The following is a 17906-nucleotide window of genomic DNA, read 5'->3' as shown; positions in this document are numbered from 1 at the left end:
TAATCGTAAAGTGACATCAATGTTAAAAGCACACACCCATCGCCGTAACGCTTTAATGAGTGTGTTGTTAATAACGTTGGCGGCGCTAGCCCCGTCTCTGTTGACAGCTGACACACTACACAACCCTTCTAAGTCACCGCGTATCGTCACCCTTTACCAGGGGGCTACTGACAGCGCTGTGGCGCTTGGGCTAACGCCGATTGGCGTGGTCGATTCATGGCTTGAAAAGCCCATGTATCGCTATCTCCGCGACCCGCTGAATGGCGTCGAGCACGTGGGGCTAGAAACTCAACCCAATCTGGAAAAAATTGCCTGGCTCAACCCTGACGTGGTGATTGCCAGCGATTTTCGCCATGCGCGAATAGCCCCGCTATTGAATGCTATTGCTCCGACGGTATCAGCCTCTACGGTGTTTAATTTCAAAACTACGCTCAGGATGGTAGCCGATGCCACCCACCACGAAGCAGAGGCCAAGCAATTACTCCAGCGCTGGGATGAAAGAGTTGCTGATTTTCGCCAACAAATTGCCGTTGAACTTGGCCATCTTTGGCCGCAAAAAGTAGCCGTTGTTCGGTTTAAAAGCGACCACGTGCGCATTTATACCAGCGGCTTTGCAGGCTCGATTTTAACTGAGCTGGGCTTCGAGCAGCCAGATACGCTACAAAGCCAGAGCTGGGGAATGAAGCTTTCCAGTACTGAAAATATCCCCGTCATAGATGCCGATGCCATTTTTATTCTGCTTGAGCCAGATGACCCAGCGATTGCGGATAATTACCAGCACTGGGCCTCTCACCCACTTTGGCAACAGCTTGCAGCCGTGCAAAGCGGGCGGGTGTTTGAGGTTGATCCGGTAAACTGGATGATGGGCGGCGGGATATTGGCGGCCAACGCCATGCTAGATGATCTATATCACCACTATGCATTAACATGCCACGCCCGCTTGCCTGAACACGTGGTGGCATCTACATGCTGAACAGCGCCGCCGCGAAAAACATTGGTCTTTTTATGGGCCTGCTGGTAGCGCTGGGCGCCTTTTTTGCTAGCGTGATGTTAGGTACAACTGAGATCGCTTTATCCTCTCTGTTTGCCTCACTGACCCAGTACGACCCTACCAATATCGCCCACATTATTCTGTTAACCGAGCGCTTACCACGTGCGGTGATTGCCGCTCTGGTGGGTGCCAGCCTGGCGATTGCCGGGGCGCTGATGCAGACCATGACCCGCAACCCACTGGCATCACCGGGCATTTTAGGAATTAACGCTGGCGCGATGTTTTTTGTGGTGGTGGCGGTGTCACTTTTGCCGCTGCATACCCCCGCCCACTACGTTTGGGCTGCGCTCTTCGGCGCGCTGGTCGCGGCCACCCTGGTAGTGCTGCTTAGCCGCGGCCGCCACGGTGAGCTTTCCCCCCTGCGGGTTGTACTGGCAGGAGTGGCGGTAACGGCGATGTTTGTGTCATTCAGCCAAGGGCTACTGGTAATTGACCAGCAAAGTTTTGAAAGCGTGCTCTATTGGCTGGCGGGTTCATTAGCCGGGCGTGAGCTCTCTGTGGTCGTGCCCTTATTGCCTCTTTTTGGCGGGGCGTTTTTACTCTGCGCGTTGCTTGTTCGCCACACCAATGCGCTATTGCTGGACGATGACATGGTGACCGCACTTGGCATGCAGGCCACCACTATCAAACTGCTGCTGGGGCTTGTCGTGATTGTGTTGGCGGGTAGTTCTGTAGCGCTAGCAGGCATGATCGGTTTTGTGGGTCTAATTGTGCCTCATATAGCGCGGGGAGTGTTTGGTATCGATCATCGTTGGCTATTACCTGCCTGCGCTCTGCTGGGTGCCGGTTTGCTGATGTTAGCTGACCTGGGCTCGCGCTTTTTAATGCCACCCCAGGAGATACCGGTTGGTGTGATGACCGCGCTGATCGGCACGCCCTTCTTTATTTATCTGGCGCGACGCAAAATGGTAAGCCAATGAGACCAGCAGCAACGCTAACCCTCAATACCAAGCACGACAGCACTCCACCGCTCATTCGCCTGTTATTAATCAGCCTGTTTTTGATAGTAAGTACGGGCTTGTCGCTCAGTCTGGGGAGTTTTCCCACATCGTTTAGGCAGGTATTACACGCACTATTAGCCCCACAGAATAGCGATATCGCCTTTATCATTTGGGAGTTAAGGCTGCCCCGCATTGTGCTGGCGATACTGGTCGGTTCCGCCCTGGCAATAGCCGGGGCTGTTCTGCAAAGCATTGTGCGTAACCCGCTAGCCTCACCGGATGTTATCGGCATTACCAGCGGTGCTTCACTGGCGGCGGTGCTATTTCTATCGCTGTTCAGCGCGACGGTGAGCATTCATTGGCTGCCCATTGCGGCCATGACTGGCGCGCTAGCATCGGCGCTTCTAGTAATCAGTTTAGCGTGGAGAAATGGCATCAGCCCATCACGCATGGTGCTTGTCGGTATCGGACTTGCGGCGGCCATGGGAGCGGGTACCACACTGTTAATCGTGATTAGCGATGACTCCGCCGCCATGACGGCCTACGTTTGGCTCACCGGCAGTCTTTATGCGGCGCAGTGGAAGGATGTAAAAGGCTTATTACCATGGGTAGTGGTCGTGATACCCATTTGCTTCATTTTCGCGCGGCATGCGGATGTTATGGCACTGGGCGATAACGTTGCTGAAGGGCTTGGAGTAGCTCTTCTGCGTAGCCGTTTAGCACTACTGGCTTGCAGCGTTGTGCTGGCAGGGGCCGCTGTTGCTTTCGCGGGGGGTATAAGCTTTGTGGGCTTAATTGCGCCGCACCTGGCTACCAAGTTGGTGGGACGTAAACTAGCGTGGCTGATACCTGCCTCTGCGCTGGTCGGTGCATTAATAGTGCTTTATGCCGACCTGCTTGGGCGGGTAGCCTTTTTACCCAAGGATTTGCCAGCGGGCATCTTTGTAGCCGGGATAGGCGCGCCCTTCTTCGTGTACTTGCTACACAGGGCGCGCTACAAAGGTTAAAAATCGACGCGATAACCAAAGGTGAGGGTTCTGCCCCGCCCAGCAAAATAGCGCTCATCGTTCACTAGCGCACTTTGTGAGTAATACGTGACGTACTGCTCATCAAGCAGGTTAGATACACCTACATTGACCTGACCGATAGGCAGTTGGTAGCCCACGGCAGCATCCATCAACAGATAGCCATCAAACTCACGATTAGCTTCATCGAAGGTTTCATCGAAGGCGTAGTTGGCTTGAACAAAGGTTGAGAGTTCATCGGTCCATTTGGCCGACCAGCTGGCTATCAGGCGATCCGGTGATACATCCAACCCCGACAGTTTCGAATCCAGGCTGCCGTTATCGTCGCTATCGTAGCGCCCCTCCATGCGGGAGTAGGCTAAGCGGCCAGCGTGTTGATCGGTAAATTGATAGTCTACGGCGGCCTCAAAGCCTTTGATTTCTGTCTCCTGGCGCTGCATGTAGAAGACATCATCGACTTCGGTCAAGCGGCTACCAAAGTCAGAAGAGGACTCATAATAGCTAAGCTCAGCGGCTAAGCGCCCATTTTCAAAGCGCACGCCCGTTTCAACATTATCGGTAACGATAGGGCTTAGATTTTCGATGCTATCGACCGACTGCCCTGGGGTACTGATGCCCCGCAATGCACGGCCCACATCGGGAATAGAGAACCCTTCAGAGTAATTGGCAAACAGGCTCCAATGATCGACGGGACTCCACACCGCCCCCAGGTTATAAAGCGTTTCATTGAAACTGGGATCGCCACCCTCTACGTTAACGCCATTGTTTGCCGCTACGGTCTGATAATCACCGATATCCAGCTTGGCATACTCATAACGAACCCCAGCGGAAAGCAGCAACGAATCAACCGGACGAAAGTCTGCCTGGAGGAAGGGTGAAAGATCGGTATATTCCGTAGAAGGCACATAGGTTCGGTTTGATTGATACAAGTACTGCTCTGTTTCATCGAACAGCGTATCGAACCCGGCGGTCAATTTAAGCCGATCATCCAACAGATCATCTTTGGTTAAAGAAACCTTGGTGCCAAACTTGCTGGTTGCCGCCATCGTTTGGTCATAAAAAGTCCCCACTGGCGCAATGGTGGGATCTTGGAAAGTAGCTGAGTTGGTGGCGCCAAATAGCGCTTCATAATCCTGGTAGAACGCCTGAGCGCTTAACCGCATTCCGGCAAGATCGTAATGATCGTAGCTAAGCCCTGTAGTCCACACACGGTTATAGGGGGCGTCTCCTTCAGGCGTGCCACGCTCAGACGTCGTGACCACACCATTGGCACGATCTCCCGTTACGCTGACATAATTATTATGATTTTCAATATCATAATGGTTGACCGTTAACTGAAGACGCTGGTTATCATCAAGCCAATAAGCCACCTTGCCCAGGAAATCATAAGAGCGTGAATCCATCAGGTCGCCCTGGGTATTATCCACGCCTACAGGGTCACCGTTGCCATCCAGGAAAAGCCCTTGATCCTCAAAGCTCATTGAGAACAGATAATCGACGTTGCCGCTGTTGCCACTCACCCCATAATTGGTTTCATAGCTGAGAGTATGGCTGTCCAGCTCTCTGGTGGGGGTCGTCACCTTAACCTCAGCGTGCTGGTTGAGTGAGCCTGGCTCTGGGCGTTTGGTAATCAAATTGATGACACCACCTGCAGCCCCTACCCCGTTAGTAGCGTTCGCCCCCTGGATCACCTCAATCTGTTCAACCATTGAAAAATCGATGGCATGTGCTTCACGGCCTGTAGGCCGCAATGGATTCGATTGCGGAATACCGTCAATAAGAATCAGCGGCGTACGCCCTCTCAGGGTTTCACCGCTACCGCTCATCTTTTGACGGCTAGGCGAATAGGAAGGCAGCAAATTACTGAGTATTTGCGAGGAATCGCTGGAAATTTGCAGCTGCTGATTGATCTCTTCCTCGCTGATAATACGCACCGTTTGTGGCGAGTCTTCCTTTGTTGCATTGGTTCTTGAAGCAGTGACAACCATGGTTTGATCCGAGTTTCCTCGGCTATTTTGCGCCTCTGCGTTAGCGGTTGCTGATTCCTGCCCATAGGCTTGGCTAGCAGTCACCAAACCGGCAAGCGTCAACGTAGGCCAAAATACCGGGCGTTTCTTAATGTACATCTTCTTTTTATCCCCTGCGTTTATGTGAGCCTTCCCTCTAATGCGTAATGCAGATCTAAATGATAATGATTATATTATGCACATAAAAAACAGTGAGGTCTATTCCCATGGAACGGACCGTTCGATATAACGAAATTCTTTAGGTCATCGACAACCAACGAGTAGTTTCACAAGGGCTAGCAGTAAGTATTGAAAATGAGAATATTTTGTCTTACGGTTCTGACTGTTTCGATCACCCAATGAGCCCCTCATGCCGTACCCACCAAACCCGCCTCCCCGCCTGACAGGCGAAGCCCTGCATGCTGGCTATGACGCCCGGCAAGTGCTGAGCGGTGTGGATATCACCATCGCGGAGGGCAAACTCACGGTGCTTCTGGGGCCGAATGGGAGTGGTAAGTCGACATTACTGAAAACCCTGGCCCGCACGCTTAAACCAAATGCTGGCTATGTTTATTTAGATGGCAAGGATATTCACCGAAGCAATACCCGTGAGGTCGCCAAGCGCCTGGGGATACTTCCCCAAGGGCCAGTCGCCCCCGAAGGGCTGAGCGTAAAGCAGTTGGTCGGCATGGGGCGCTTTCCGCACCAGGGGCTATGGCAGAAAAATGCCCAGCAAGACGCTGAGGCCATTCGTGAAGCGATGGTTTATACCCATGTAACGGATTTTGCCGAGCGTAATGTCGATGCGCTTTCCGGGGGGCAGCGGCAACGCTGCTGGATTGCGATGGTATTGGCCCAGCAAACCGACCTGATCCTGCTTGATGAACCGACCACTTTTCTGGATCTAAAGGTACAGGTTGATCTACTGGAACTCCTTTCACGCCTAGCCCATGAGAAAGGCCGTACCCTACTACTGGTACTCCACGACCTGAACCTGGCCGCCGCCTACGCCGACCACTTAGTGATGATGCGCGATGGACGCATTGTGACCAGTGGTGCCCCCGCTGACGTATTCACCACTGCCAACCTTAAGTGCGTTTTTGACCTGGACGCCCATGTAATACACGACCCCGAAAGCGGTAGCCCGATTTGCGTACCACGCAAGCGACCCCAGCCCGCCACTGCATCGGATACATTTGCTCAGCAGCGCTGTGTATTGTGAGCCATGGTTTATGATTTTAGTTTAAGCATAAAAAAGCCCGGCCAATATGGCCGAGCTTTTTAGAGCAGAAGTGGTTTACCAATTGTATTTCAAGCTACCGACCACGCTTCGAGATTCGCCGTAATAACACCAGAAATCACAACTCGCGACGTACTCTTCATCGGTTACGTTGTTAACGTTAAGCTGTGCCGTCCAGCTGTTATTGATATCGTAGCTAGCCATGACATCGCCAACGGTATAGTCGGGCACGGTAGTGCTTCCATCAACTGACTCCCCCACATGGCGAATGCCAGCACCAACCCTCAGACCAGGCAGATCAGTTCCTGCGAAATCATAGTCCAACCATGCTGACGTCATATGGCGAGGTATCAATGCCGCACGATTGTCATTTGCGTCACGCGCGTCCGTATAGGTATAGGCAGCCGTCAGCTTTAGCGATTCCGTAAGATAGCTCACTCCCTCCAGTTCAAATCCGGTAGAGGTTCTCTCACCCTCCTGTTCTTGATTACCAGCAGGCCTCGTCGCGAAGGAGTTCGACTCTTTAATATCAAACACGGCCGCCGTAACGTAACCATCCCAGTTAAACGGCGCATATTTGACACCTACTTCCCATTGCTCACCTTCGATTTCCTCAAATATTGCACCAGACGGATCAGTCTGCGCCTCAGGCTGGAAAGATTCGCTATAACTGAGGTAGGGATTCAGGCCATTACTGCCAAGATACATCACACCGCCAGAAAGTGACGTTGCAGCCTGGGTCTCATCTACCGTTGCGTTATCTCGCTCGGACTCGTTTCTAATATCAGCACTGTCATACCGCGCTCCCCCAAGCAATACCCAGCGATCATCAATACGCAGCTGATCCTGCACATAGAGACCTAGCTGTTCCTTGTCGATCCGACGGCTAGTTAACTGATTATCAGGCACTGGGACGATACCCCCTCGAGGGTCAAAGATATCAACGGTGTCGTAGGTAAAATCATCGAACTCTTTACCGTCCAAACTCAGGTCTTGGTAATCCACCCCGACTAGTAAAGTGTTTTCCGTACGCTCTGTATACCACTTACCTACCAGCCGATTATCGATGGTGAAGCTATCGATATCGCCGTTGCGCTGAAGGTGGCCGCGATAAGCCGTGCGACCGTCGCCCGTAGCATAGTCCATATAGGTACTACGAAGATCCAGGTCAAGATGGCTATAACGGAAGTTTTGCTCGAACTCCCAAGTGTCATCAAGCGCATGGCGAAGTTCGTAGCCAATAGCAGTCTGCGTATGCTCATCTCTATCATAGCCCGGCGCACCATAGTTGGTCTGCGGATCTACTTTTCCAAACGGGGTATTTTGCACCGTGCCATAGGCTAGCTTGAATGGATTTACGGGAACGCCGTCGTCCTGTTGGAAACTGGCTAGAACGGTCAGTTGCGTCTCATCAGAAATATCCCACTCAAGGCTCGGCGCAAAGTAGTAACGCTCGTTATCGGTGCCATTTAGGTCACCATCTCGCTCCTTATACAGCCCCACGAAGCGGTAGCGTACATCTCCACTGTTCGTAACTGGACCTGATGTATCAATGCCTAACTGGCGATGATCCCGATTGCCAGCCTGGATCTCGAACTCACCTCTCGGCTCATCGGTCGGTCGTTTGCTCACAGCGTTTATCATTCCACCTGAGGGCGCCTCACCGTAGAGAATCGAAGTGGGGCCCTTGAAAACGTCTACTCTCTCCAGACCGTAAGTTTCAGGTAGCCACTGGTAATATCCGGTTCGATAGAGACGAAGTCCATCCTGATAGGTTGCCTGATCAAAGCCCCTGATTTTGAACCAATCGGTATTGTTGTCCGAGCCATAGTGACCGGAAAGCACACCAGAACGATAGCGGAACGTCTCGTCGAGTTGCTGGACGTTGCGGGTATCCAGCTCTTCACGGTCAACGCTCGAGACTGGCCGTGGCGTTTCCACTAGCGGGGTATCGACTTTCAAAGCCGTGGCCGTGACCACCACGGTGTCGTTGGACGTAGACGTTTCTTGCGCGTAGGTAGATGCACAAAAGATCGCCACGGTGACGGGAATCAACGAGGAGATTGAGCGCGCCAAAGGACGACGGGCAAACGGCAGACGAGGCATGGTGTGGTCTCAGTTGGATTTAGGAGCAAAGAGTGAGCAGAAAATAAGAAACATGATAATCGTTGTTATTAGCATTCATGATAGCGCTTTTGAATAGTTGTTTTCAATTGCTTAGTGCGGGGATTTTTAACGCTGACAGAGGGGGGATGTTGTGTTTATGCGTATGGACCAGCTCAGCCATTTCTGGTGAAAGCTAGTTTTATGACCTTAGTCTGCTGCTATCCAGAGATAAGATCGAGCCGAACACCTCTCAGAGTGGTAAAAATGAATTCGCCCATGAAATATCAGCTCCCACTCGCTTACATTGAGCCGTTGAGCGCAGAAAAGATTTAAAGAAGGTGAATGCAAAACGATTGTCGGAGAACCGTAGACCAAGAGATTCATTAATCCCTGTTTTTGAAATAGGCAAATATAGAAATGGTGGGCCCAGTAGGACTTGAACCTACGACCAAGGGATTATGAGTCCCCTGCTCTAACCAACTGAGCTATAGGCCCGAAAAGCGTGCATATCATAGCGAATGTGGCGGTGTGAGGCTAGCCCCATTGCGCTATCTTGATGTCATTACGGCACTTTATGTGGATTGGGCAGTCTTGAGAGTAGTTCTTTATGCGGAGACGCGCTGTGAAAGCATTGATTGCCCTATTTCCTTTATTGTTGGCGCTGCCGGTTCACGCTGACTGGCAGCTTGACCCTGCTCAGTCCCAGGTGCAGGCCTCGATTACCCAGTTGAACGGTGAGGCACCAAAAACTCATCACCATCAGGTGCGCGATCTGCAGGGCGATATATCCAGCGATGGCACCCTGCGGCTACCGTTAAAGCTTAGCCAAACCGACGTGCTTGAACGCTTTGGCGAATTACCGCCGTGGATAGGCTTGCTGGCGAACACCACCTTGGTGACGCTAGTGGCACAAATGCCGCCAGAGCGGCTGGATAACTTAGATATCGGTGAGTCGTTGGTTGAGACGCTGGAATTTCGCGTTCAGTCCGACATGATCAACCAACAGGAGTCCGTGCCGCTGCGCTTTACCCGCGAAGGCTTGAACGAGATACGCGTGACCCACGCGGAGCCCATGGCGATGGATGGCAGAGCACTGATGGCGAACAGCACGGTAAGAACCGTGCTGTCGATGCTGGGCTATGAGGAGATTGACGAGCATGTGCCCGTCACCTTGAATGCGCTGCTGGTTAACCGGTAGCGACTAGTTACTGAGTACTTCTACATCCCCCGCCTGGGCTTCGCCGGTTTGTACTCGCCACTGGGCAGCGTAGTGGCCGTTAGCTTCTAATAGGGTTAAGTGGCTGCCGCGCTCGGCCACTTGGCCTTTCTCAATCACCACAATCTCATCGGCATGCACGATGGTAGAAAGCCGGTGAGCAATCATAATTACCGTGCGGCCATGGGCGATGCGTTTAAGCGAGCGCTGAATGGCCGCTTCGGTTTCGTTGTCTACCGCGCTAGTGGCTTCGTCCAACACTAGGATGGGCGGGTCTTTAAGTAGCGCTCTCGCCAATGAGAGCCGCTGACGCTGGCCACCGGAAAGCAGCACGCCACGCTCTCCAACAGCGGTATCCAGCCCCTGGGGCAGCGTTTCAATAAAGCTCCACGCTTCGGCCGTTTTGGCGGCGTCAATAATCGCGGCTTCGTCCGCATCTGGCTTGCCGTAGGCAATATTGTCACGGATGCTGCCTTCAAATAGATAAACATCCTGGCTGACTAACCCAATCGATTTGCGCAACGAGTTCATGCTGACGTTGGTAATCGGCTGCCCATCAATCAGCACTCGCCCGCTTTCTGGGTCATAAAAGCGCAGCAATAGTTTGATGAGCGTAGATTTACCCGAGCCAGTCGCCCCCACCAGCGCCAAGGTGGCGCCTGCTGGTACGTTTAGGTGAATACCATCGACACCGACTTGGCTGGTCGTGTAGTGAAAACTGACATCTTCAAAGGTGACCTCACCTCTCACTGGCGATGCAAGCGGTGTGGTGCTGTCATCTTTGACGGTAATCGGCACTTCAAGTAGATCGAGGATCCGCCGCGTGCTTGCCATGGCGCGCTCGAATAGGTCGATCACCTGGGCCAAGCCGGTAAGCGGCCAGAGCAATCGCTGGGTCAGAAATACCAGTACGCCATACGCGCCTACGTTCAGGGTGCCGTTGAGCGCCATCATGCCGCCGACGGTAAAGGTGGCTAAAAAGCCTGCCAAAATCGCCATGCGGATGACCGGAATAAACGCAGAGCTAACCTTGATCGCCCTTCGATTGGCTTCTACATAGGCTTCGCTGGCATCGCGGAGGCGTTCGGCTTCGCGGTCTTCGCTGGTAAAGCTTTTAATCGTGGCGATGCCGCTAAGGTTGTTGGATAACCGGCTGGCCAGATCGCCTACCTTCTCGCGCACATCGCTATAAAGCGGCCCGGCTTTACGCTGGAAGAAGAACGCGCCCCAGATAATCAGAGGAATCGGCGTAAACGCGAGCAAGGCAATCAGCGGCGAAAGCACAAAGAACACCGCGCCAACCGCCACCACAGTGACAAACACCTGAATCAGCGCGTTGGCACCGCCATCTAAAAAGCGTTCGAGCTGGTTAACGTCATCGTTCATGGTCGCAACCAGCTGCCCGGAGCTTTTTGATTCAAAGAACGCCATATCGAGCCGCTGGGCATGCTCGTAGGTGTCTTGGCGCATATCCGCCTGCAACCGCTGGGCTAAGTTGCGCCATAAGATTTGGAACAGATACTCAAACAGAGACTCGCCTGCCCAAATAAAGAACGTCAGCACGGCCAGCATAGTGATCTGCTGTTGGGGTGTTTCAAAGCCCAAACTAGCGACAAAACTCTGCTCTTGGTTGACCACAACATCAATGGCGACACCAATCAAAATCTCGGGCGCAATATCAAACAGCTTGTTGATAACTGAACAGGTGGTGGCGGCAATAATGCGCCGCCGGTAGCCTTTGGCGTAGCGAAGTAGCCGCATCAAGGCTTGAAAACTGTGTGCAGGAGAGGACACAAGCATTCCTTACTAGGGTTGGAATAGGCTGAATTAGCGTTAGAGACAGAGTAATGAAATCGCCCTGCTTTCTCTAGCAAGTCATCTCTAGCAAGTCATCTCTAGCAAGTCATCTCGAGCAGGACGATACGGCAGATAACACGCTATCAAGCGGGCGCGGGAGAGCGCCGAACGTTGGCCAGTAGCGGGCTACCAGTATCGGGGTCGATTAGTAATGTGCACTCCACTTGATACAGCGCACGGACTAAGTCTGGCGTTACCACGTTGGCAGGTGGACCTTCCGCGACAATCTGGCCTTCGCGCATAGCGATGAGATGGTCAGCGTAGCGACAAGCACTGGCGAGATCGTGTAGCACCATCACCACGGTGCGGCCGTGATGGGCCAGGTTTTGTACCAGTTCGAACACTTCGATCTGGTGACCAAGATCCAGCGCGGAGGTAGGTTCATCCAGCAGCAACAGTGGGGTTTGCTGGGCGATGGTCATGGCAATCCAGGCACGCTGACGCTGGCCTCCGGAAAGCGCTTCTATTGGCCTATCAGCGAGTTGTTCTAGGCCTGCTGCAACCAGCGCATGCTGTACCACGCGCTGGTCTTCCGCCGACCATTGGCGCAACCACCCTTGGTGCGGTTGACGCCCAAAGCGGATGAGCTCGGTCACGGTTAAGCCTTCCGGTGCCACGGCCTCTTGAGGAAGCAGCGCTAGCTGGGTGGCCAACTGGCGAGCTGGAAGGCGTTGAATATCATCGCCATTCAATAGCACCGCCCCTCTGTCGGGCTTATGCAGGCGGGCAAGCCCCGCCAGTAGCGTAGATTTACCGCAACCGTTGGGGCCAACAATGGCGGTGACTTGGCCACTTGGCAGAGTAATATCTAAGCCATCAATCACCTGTCGGCTGCCATAACTCATACCTAACGATTGCGTGGCAAGTGATGGCATTGACGATGTTGGGGCTTGGCTCATGTGAAGCTCCGTTGCGGGCGCATTAATATCCATAGTAACCAGGGGCCGCCGACGACAGCGGTCACGATCCCGACGGGAATCTCGATGGGGGCGAACAGCGTGCGTCCGGCTAAGTCCGCGAGCACCATCACCAACGCGCCCGCCAAGGTGGCGGCCAAAATAGGCACGCGGCGTGAGCTCGATAGCGAGCGAGCTATCTCTGGGCCGATTAACCCCACCATACCCACTGGCCCGGCGACGGCGACGGCCAAGCCCGTTAGCGCCACTGACAGCAGTAGTACTTCGAGCCGTCGTCGCCTCACGCTAACCCCCAGCCCCCTGGCGGTGGCATCTTTAAAACGCAGCAGGGTCAATGAACGCGCCAGCGCCAGTGCGGCGGCTAAGCCTAATACCAACCCGAGCGTGAGTAGCTGCAGTGCACCACTGGGGCGGGCATTCAATGAACCTACGGTCCATGGGTAGGCGGCGTTGGCGGTGTCGATCGCTACACGAGCAAGCATCAGTTGGGTGATCGCTCCGAACACCGCGCCAACCCCAATCCCCGCGATAATAAAGCGATAGCCTTGAGTACCACTACCGGCGGAAAGCCCAAAGGTAAGTACCGCAGCGGTGGTCGCCCCGGCTAATGCCATCGCGGGCGGCGCGATAGAAACCCCAAGCCCTATCACTGAAGCCACGGCAAACGCCGTCGCGCCATTATCAATGCCGATAATACCGGGTGTAGCCAGTCGGTTACGGGCCAGGGTTTGCATAAGAATGCCCGCTAATGCGAACGCCGCTCCAGTACAACAGGCAGCGGCCAGTCGCGGCAAACGTAGCTCTTGCACCACAAACGCCGTCATCATGTCAGCGTTACCCAACAGCGCCTGCAGTACCTCTAAAGGCGCCACTTTTACACTGCCTAAGCTTAGGTAAATAACGCAAACGAGCAGTAAGGCGCATAAAAGGCCAACGTTGACGATTACCCCACGCTGCTCTAGCAAAATACTCTTGTCGCCGTTGGCGCTGCGCCAACCGAACCGCCAGAACCCGGTGGGTGGTAGCACTTTGTCACTACTTTGTTGGGAATCGATGGTTAAGCGCTCAGCTGACGAAGGCATAGGAGAAGTTCTTAACTGAGTGGTTCTTAACAGAGTGCTTCTTATCGAAGTAGATTTCATTGATCAGCTCACAGCATCGGTAAGCGACGCGCACGCACCACGGCCACCAACACCGGCGCGCCGCATAGCGCGGCAAGCACGCCCAACGGCAGTTCCGACGGAGCGACGACGACGCGCGAGATAATATCTGCTGCCAAAACCATCAAGGGGCCGATCGGCAAACAAAACCACAGCGTGCGGCGGATATCAGGTCCGGCAAACGCCCGCGCTACAAAGGGCACGACCAATCCAACAAAGGCAATCGGTCCTGCGATGGCTGTCGCGGCGCCGACTAATAGCGCCACACAGGCGACCACTAGCCAGCGAATCAGGTTGGGGTGATGGCCTAGCCCCGAGGCAATTCGCTCGCCTAACGCGAGTGCCGCGAGCGGCCGAGCGATGAGCGCGATGACAAGGGTCGCCAGCAGCATGCTTGGCAGTACCGCCACAAGGTCATCCAGCCGTCGCCCCGATAGGCTACCAATAACCCAGAACCGAATTTCATCTGCGGCGCGCTGATCGTAAAGCAGTATCAATGAGGTCAGCGAGGCCAGCAGCCCTGAAAAAGCAGCTCCGGCCAGCACGAGCCGCACAGGGTCGTTACCCACACCACGAAACCGTGCCACGCTCAATACGCATACACAGCCTAGCAAAGCGCCAAGCTGGGCCACGGAAATGCGCAACGTGGCAGCACTAGCCCCCAGCACCAAGGCCAATGCCACCGCAAAGGCAGCCCCGGCGCTCACGCCTAATAGGCCAGGCTCCGCCAATGGGTTGCGGGCGACCGCTTGGAGTAGTGCCCCCGCAACGCCCAATGCCATCCCTACCGCAATGCCAATTAACGTTCTTGGTGCGCGCAGCTCCCAGACGATGAAACTCGCTTCACTGTCCTGCGCGCCACCGAATAGCGCCAAAACCCTCATCGGGCCAACGCTACCTGCACCAATCAATAAACTAACGACACTCACCGCCACAAGGGCGGTGAGGAGTAATATCATGAACGTACGGGGGCTGGAACGCCTGATGACACCAGCCGTTGCAAAACGAGGAACCGTCACGGCAACAGCGCAGCCTCTATATCTTCAAGAATGGCTTGCGCGGCAAGCGGGCCATTGGCACTGCTCCACAGCTGGCCATTCACTGGCACCACCTGCTCTTGCTGAACCACGTTGAGGCGAGTGAACGCCGGGCTTTGTTTAGCCGCGTCCAAGGCCTGTTGGCCATCATCATTGAGGGTCGCCAGGAATAGCCAGTCGCCGTCTACTTGGGCAAGGTTTTCCAGGCTGAGTACATCACTGTGTACGCCGCGCTCGCCAATTAAATCGGCGCCTTGTACGTCAAGACCAACCCGCTCTAACAACCCTGTGGCAATCAAATTTTCGGACATTACCATCGGGCCACCGGGCATCCAGCGTACTAAAAAGGCAGTTCCGCTTACGTCCGCATCCGCTAACGCTTCTGCTAATTCCGTGGTGCGCTGATCAACCGCTGCAATGGCTTCCTCGATCGCTTCTTCACGGTTTAATGCTTCGCCATAAAGGCGTGCCTCAGCTTCCCAATTATTGGCAGCTAATGGCTGTATGTGTGGCACCACGGTCGGCGCAATGCGTGAAAGCAGTTGGTACTGCTCATCAGAAAGCCGAGCGGGCGCCAAAATAAGATCCGGCTGCTGCGCTAGCACAGCTTCAATATTAATTTCCCTTACAACGCCCATAATAGCGGGCCGGTCATCGCCTAAATGAGCCTCTACGTATTCGGCTACGTTATCACCACCTCGGGTGGTGACAGCACCTAGCGGCGTAATGCCTGCTGCAAGGGCAGCATCTAATGCTCCTTCGTAAAGGGTCACAACGCGTTCAGGGGTGCCCTCAACGTCTACGTCGCCAAACGCTGTATCCAGGGTGCGTGCTTGCGCAGCGGCTACGACCAGTGTGCTGAGTAGCGCGGCAGCCACGCCTTGGCGCAAAAAAGTGCCTAGCAAGGCGGACATCGGTTTTGTTGTGACCAGCATACAATTCTCTCAGTGCGGTATATTGATTCAGATAATAACGATTCTCAAAAGCACTTGCACTACTATTCGTGGGAATAGGGCGTTCCATTTCCCGCAACAGCTCTTCGCACTCATGTTTCATTTCATGCAACGGCGTGTTCCTTGTTTGCATCTCGCGTTTGGGAACTTTTCTTTTTAGACTCTCAATCCTATTTGATAATAAATATCATTAGCAAGCGAATCGTATTACCAAGGGATCCAACATGCACTACTTCACTCGTCACACTTTAACCAGCGCCATCGCACTTGCTGCTTTATCTTCAGGTGTTCATGCACAAGAAACTGCTCAGCTCGACAATATGGTGGTTTCTGCCAGTGGCTTTGAGCAAGCCATGGTAGACGCCCCTGCCAGCATCTCGGTGATCTCGCGCGAAGAGCTTGAACGCACGCGCGTCACTAGCATTGCCGATGCGCTGCGTAACGTTGAAGGTGTAGATGTGGGCGGCCAAGTGGGTAAAACGGGCGGCAGTAACATCAGCATCCGTGGGATGCCAAGCGACTACACGCTGATATTGATCGATGGGCGTCGCCAAAACGCGGCGGGCAGCGTGACGCCTAACGGTTTTGGCGAAACCTCGACCAGCTTCTTTCCGCCCGTAGCCAGCATTGAACGCATAGAGGTTATTCGTGGACCGATGTCGACGCTTTACGGCTCCGATGCTATGGGCGGCGTAATCAACATTATTACCCGTCGAGTTGGGCGTGAATGGACGGGGTCAGTAGGCGTCGAAAATACCTTTAACGAGGATCGTGACTTCGGTGACCGCCGTGAAATCAACCTCTACACCAGTGGCCCATTAGTAGCAGACACACTGGGCGTGCAATTACGTGGACGCTTCTATGAGCGCGATGCATCTGAGCTTGTTTACAGCGACGAGAATGGTGATCCCATAGAGGTCAGCCAGCGCGGCCCCAGCCCTGTAGAGGGAGATGTTTACAATCTAGGCGGCAAACTAACCTGGACACCTAACGCTAATAATGATCTTTGGGTAGATGGTGAAGTAAACCGACAGCGCTATAACAACGACGAATGTCAGTTAGGGACACTGGATGGTCGCTCACGTAGCTGCGAACCCGAGCCCGGCGAAGCTTTCGGGTACTCAGATGAGCTTCGCTTTGAGCGTGAGCAAGCCGCGATTGGCCACACGGGTCGGTTTGCATCAGGCACGTTGGAAACTAGCCTAATGCGCAATACCACCGAAACCAAAGGGCGCACCATTCCAGGTACAATAGGCGAGGCTTACGACGGCTTTCCAGGCATTGTCGGCGGGGGGCCCCGTGAGCTTGAAACCACTAACACGGTGCTCGATAGCAAATTCGTAATGCCGTTAGACGACCATATGACGACTGTCGGTATGCAGTGGTGGGATGCCGAACTCGACGACGGCTTGGCCGGGGAAACCTTCGAGCAAACCACCTGGTCGCTGTTTGCTGAGGATGAGTGGCTACTGCGCGACGATTTAGCCCTTACTCTGGGTGGTCGTTATGACCACCACGATGCTTTCGGTAGCCAGTTCAGCCCACGCGGCTATTTAGTCTGGAACACCACACCGGAGTGGACACTTAAGGGCGGCGTTAGCCGTGGCTACAAAACCCCCACGCTCAACGCCCTGCACGACGGTATTAACGGCGTTACGGGGCAAGGCACTATACTGACGATCGGCAATCCAAGCCTTGAACCGGAAACCAGCACCAGCAGCGAAATAGGCGCGCATTACGATAACCAGCAGGGCTTCACCGCCAGCGCCACGCTTTTCTACAACCAGTTTGACGACAAGATAGCCAGTGGCAACGATATCCTGATCGAAAACGATCCGTTGATTCCCGACGGGCTGTATGGCCAAGACGTGAATATTGACGAAGCTATCACCCAGGGCGTTGAGCTATCCACCAGCTATCAGTTCAATCCGGCCTGGCGTTTAAATGCCAACTACACTTATACAGACTCGGAGCAGCAAAGCGGCGAGAACGAAGGCGACCCGCTTACCGATACCCCAGAGCACGCAGTAAATGCAACGCTGCGCTGGCAAACCACCGCGAAGCTGGATACATGGCTATCAGCGGAGTACCGCAGCGAGCGATACCGTAATCGTGAAGGCGTTCGTGGAGCTCCTTCCTATGATGATTTAGGGGATTTTAAAGCCTATTCACTATTTCACCTGGGCGGTAATTACGCGGTGAATGACAGCCTTAACCTGAGCGCTACGATCTACAACCTCTTTGATAAAGATTTTGTCGACTATCGCGCCTACGGTGATGGCACCAACTTTGGCAACGTTTACGCCAATAGTGAGGAAGGTCGCCGTCTGTGGCTTTCGGCACGCTACGAGTTCTAACCCCCTCCAGCTCGCTACTGTTTCAATGCTGACTTATGCC

At 54.0% G+C, this 17906-nt stretch carries 13 protein-coding genes and 1 tRNA gene; 6 read left to right on the top strand and 8 right to left on the bottom strand.

Translation table 11 applies throughout. The features are described 5' to 3' along the window. Window positions 1-19 precede the first annotated feature (19 nt). The 3 genes from MLE19_RS06705 to MLE19_RS06695 are packed head-to-tail and all read left to right on the top strand — an operon-like array spanning window position 20 to window position 2999. Window positions 20-973 carry an ABC transporter substrate-binding protein gene (locus tag MLE19_RS06705; RefSeq protein ID WP_240717325.1) on the top strand — a complete coding sequence of 318 codons (954 nt, stop codon included), beginning with the start codon at window positions 20-22 and terminating at the stop codon, window positions 971-973. Beyond that, the gene (locus MLE19_RS06700) at window positions 967-1971 is read left to right on the top strand and encodes a FecCD family ABC transporter permease (protein ID WP_240717324.1); all 1005 of its coding nucleotides are present in this window, start codon (window positions 967-969) and stop codon (window positions 1969-1971) included. Before MLE19_RS06705 ends, MLE19_RS06700 begins: the two co-directional genes overlap by 7 nt. Then, window positions 1968-2999: a FecCD family ABC transporter permease gene (locus MLE19_RS06695; RefSeq protein ID WP_240717323.1), complete on the top strand. Its 1032-nt coding sequence runs from the start codon at window positions 1968-1970 to the stop codon at window positions 2997-2999. Before MLE19_RS06700 ends, MLE19_RS06695 begins: the two co-directional genes overlap by 4 nt. On the opposite strand, the gene MLE19_RS06690 is transcribed toward MLE19_RS06695, so the two are convergent. After that, a complete protein-coding gene (locus MLE19_RS06690) occupies window positions 2996-5143 on the bottom strand; it encodes a TonB-dependent receptor (RefSeq protein WP_240717322.1) in 2148 nt (715 codons plus the stop codon). The genes MLE19_RS06695 and MLE19_RS06690 overlap by 4 nt on opposite strands. Before the next feature lie 250 nt (window positions 5144-5393). Here MLE19_RS06690 and MLE19_RS06685 point away from each other — a divergent pair, with 250 nt between their 5' ends. Beyond that, window positions 5394-6245: an ABC transporter ATP-binding protein gene (locus MLE19_RS06685; RefSeq protein ID WP_240717321.1), complete on the top strand. Its 852-nt coding sequence runs from the start codon at window positions 5394-5396 to the stop codon at window positions 6243-6245. A 75-nt stretch (window positions 6246-6320) separates the two neighbouring features. Here MLE19_RS06685 and MLE19_RS06680 read toward each other — a convergent pair whose 3' ends face one another. After that, window positions 6321-8369 (bottom strand): TonB-dependent siderophore receptor, encoded by a 2049-nt coding sequence (locus MLE19_RS06680; protein ID WP_240717320.1) that lies wholly within the window; start codon window positions 8367-8369, stop codon window positions 6321-6323. Window positions 8370-8787: 418 nt separating this feature from the next. After that, window positions 8788-8864 (bottom strand) — tRNA-Ile (locus tag MLE19_RS06675). Window positions 8865-8976: 112 nt separating this feature from the next. Here MLE19_RS06675 and MLE19_RS06670 point away from each other — a divergent pair. Next, on the top strand, window positions 8977-9567 hold the full coding sequence (locus MLE19_RS06670; RefSeq protein WP_276322366.1) for a hypothetical protein: 591 nt from the start codon (window positions 8977-8979) through the stop codon (window positions 9565-9567). A gap of 3 nt (window positions 9568-9570) precedes the next feature. Here MLE19_RS06670 and MLE19_RS06665 read toward each other — a convergent pair whose 3' ends face one another. The 5 genes from MLE19_RS06665 to MLE19_RS06645 form a co-directional block, all read right to left on the bottom strand. Continuing rightward, entirely contained in the window at window positions 9571-11346 is a 1776-nt protein-coding gene (locus MLE19_RS06665) for an ABC transporter ATP-binding protein (RefSeq protein WP_425356800.1), read from the bottom strand. Window positions 11347-11525: 179 nt separating this feature from the next. After that, window positions 11526-12341 carry an ABC transporter ATP-binding protein gene (locus tag MLE19_RS06660; RefSeq protein WP_240717317.1) on the bottom strand — a complete coding sequence of 272 codons (816 nt, stop codon included), beginning with the start codon at window positions 12339-12341 and terminating at the stop codon, window positions 11526-11528. Next, a complete protein-coding gene (locus tag MLE19_RS06655; protein ID WP_240717316.1) occupies window positions 12338-13441 on the bottom strand; it encodes a FecCD family ABC transporter permease in 1104 nt (367 codons plus the stop codon). Before MLE19_RS06655 ends, MLE19_RS06660 begins: the two co-directional genes overlap by 4 nt. 68 nt (window positions 13442-13509) lie before the next feature. Then, window positions 13510-14478, bottom strand: a complete 969-nt coding sequence (locus MLE19_RS06650) for a FecCD family ABC transporter permease (protein ID WP_240717315.1) — start codon at window positions 14476-14478, stop codon at window positions 13510-13512. A gap of 56 nt (window positions 14479-14534) precedes the next feature. Continuing rightward, window positions 14535-15491, bottom strand: a complete 957-nt coding sequence (locus tag MLE19_RS06645) for an ABC transporter substrate-binding protein (protein ID WP_240717312.1) — start codon at window positions 15489-15491, stop codon at window positions 14535-14537. A gap of 242 nt (window positions 15492-15733) precedes the next feature. On the opposite strand from MLE19_RS06645, the gene MLE19_RS06640 reads away from it, so the two are divergent. Beyond that, window positions 15734-17866, top strand: coding sequence for a TonB-dependent receptor domain-containing protein (locus MLE19_RS06640; RefSeq protein WP_240717310.1), 2133 nt, complete (start codon window positions 15734-15736; stop codon window positions 17864-17866). The last annotated feature ends 40 nt before the right edge of the window (window positions 17867-17906 follow it).

The sequence above is a fragment of the Vreelandella neptunia genome (genome assembly GCF_022489065.1).
Classification (GTDB): Bacteria; Pseudomonadota; Gammaproteobacteria; order Pseudomonadales; family Halomonadaceae; genus Vreelandella; species Vreelandella neptunia_A.
This window is presented reverse-complemented; position numbering and strand designations above follow the sequence as displayed.

Bases quoted from the DNA above. Each gene is read 5' to 3' on its own strand.
- MLE19_RS06705 (WP_240717325.1), top strand. From the start codon at position 20: ATGTTAAAAGCACACACCCATCGCCGTAACGCTTTAATGAGTGTGTTG.
- MLE19_RS06700 (WP_240717324.1), top strand. From the start codon at position 967: ATGCTGAACAGCGCCGCCGCGAAAAACATTGGTCTTTTTATGGGCCTG.
- MLE19_RS06695 (WP_240717323.1), top strand. From the start codon at position 1,968: ATGAGACCAGCAGCAACGCTAACCCTCAATACCAAGCACGACAGCACT.
- MLE19_RS06690 (WP_240717322.1), bottom strand. From the start codon at position 5,143: ATGTACATTAAGAAACGCCCGGTATTTTGGCCTACGTTGACGCTTGCC.
- MLE19_RS06685 (WP_240717321.1), top strand. From the start codon at position 5,394: ATGCCGTACCCACCAAACCCGCCTCCCCGCCTGACAGGCGAAGCCCTG.
- MLE19_RS06680 (WP_240717320.1), bottom strand. From the start codon at position 8,369: ATGCCTCGTCTGCCGTTTGCCCGTCGTCCTTTGGCGCGCTCAATCTCC.
- MLE19_RS06670 (WP_276322366.1), top strand. From the start codon at position 8,977: ATGCGGAGACGCGCTGTGAAAGCATTGATTGCCCTATTTCCTTTATTG.
- MLE19_RS06665 (WP_425356800.1), bottom strand. From the start codon at position 11,346: ATGCGGCTACTTCGCTACGCCAAAGGCTACCGGCGGCGCATTATTGCC.
- MLE19_RS06660 (WP_240717317.1), bottom strand. From the start codon at position 12,341: ATGAGCCAAGCCCCAACATCGTCAATGCCATCACTTGCCACGCAATCG.
- MLE19_RS06655 (WP_240717316.1), bottom strand. From the start codon at position 13,441: ATGCCTTCGTCAGCTGAGCGCTTAACCATCGATTCCCAACAAAGTAGT.
- MLE19_RS06650 (WP_240717315.1), bottom strand. From the start codon at position 14,478: ATGATATTACTCCTCACCGCCCTTGTGGCGGTGAGTGTCGTTAGTTTA.
- MLE19_RS06645 (WP_240717312.1), bottom strand. From the start codon at position 15,491: ATGCTGGTCACAACAAAACCGATGTCCGCCTTGCTAGGCACTTTTTTG.
- MLE19_RS06640 (WP_240717310.1), top strand. From the start codon at position 15,734: ATGCACTACTTCACTCGTCACACTTTAACCAGCGCCATCGCACTTGCT.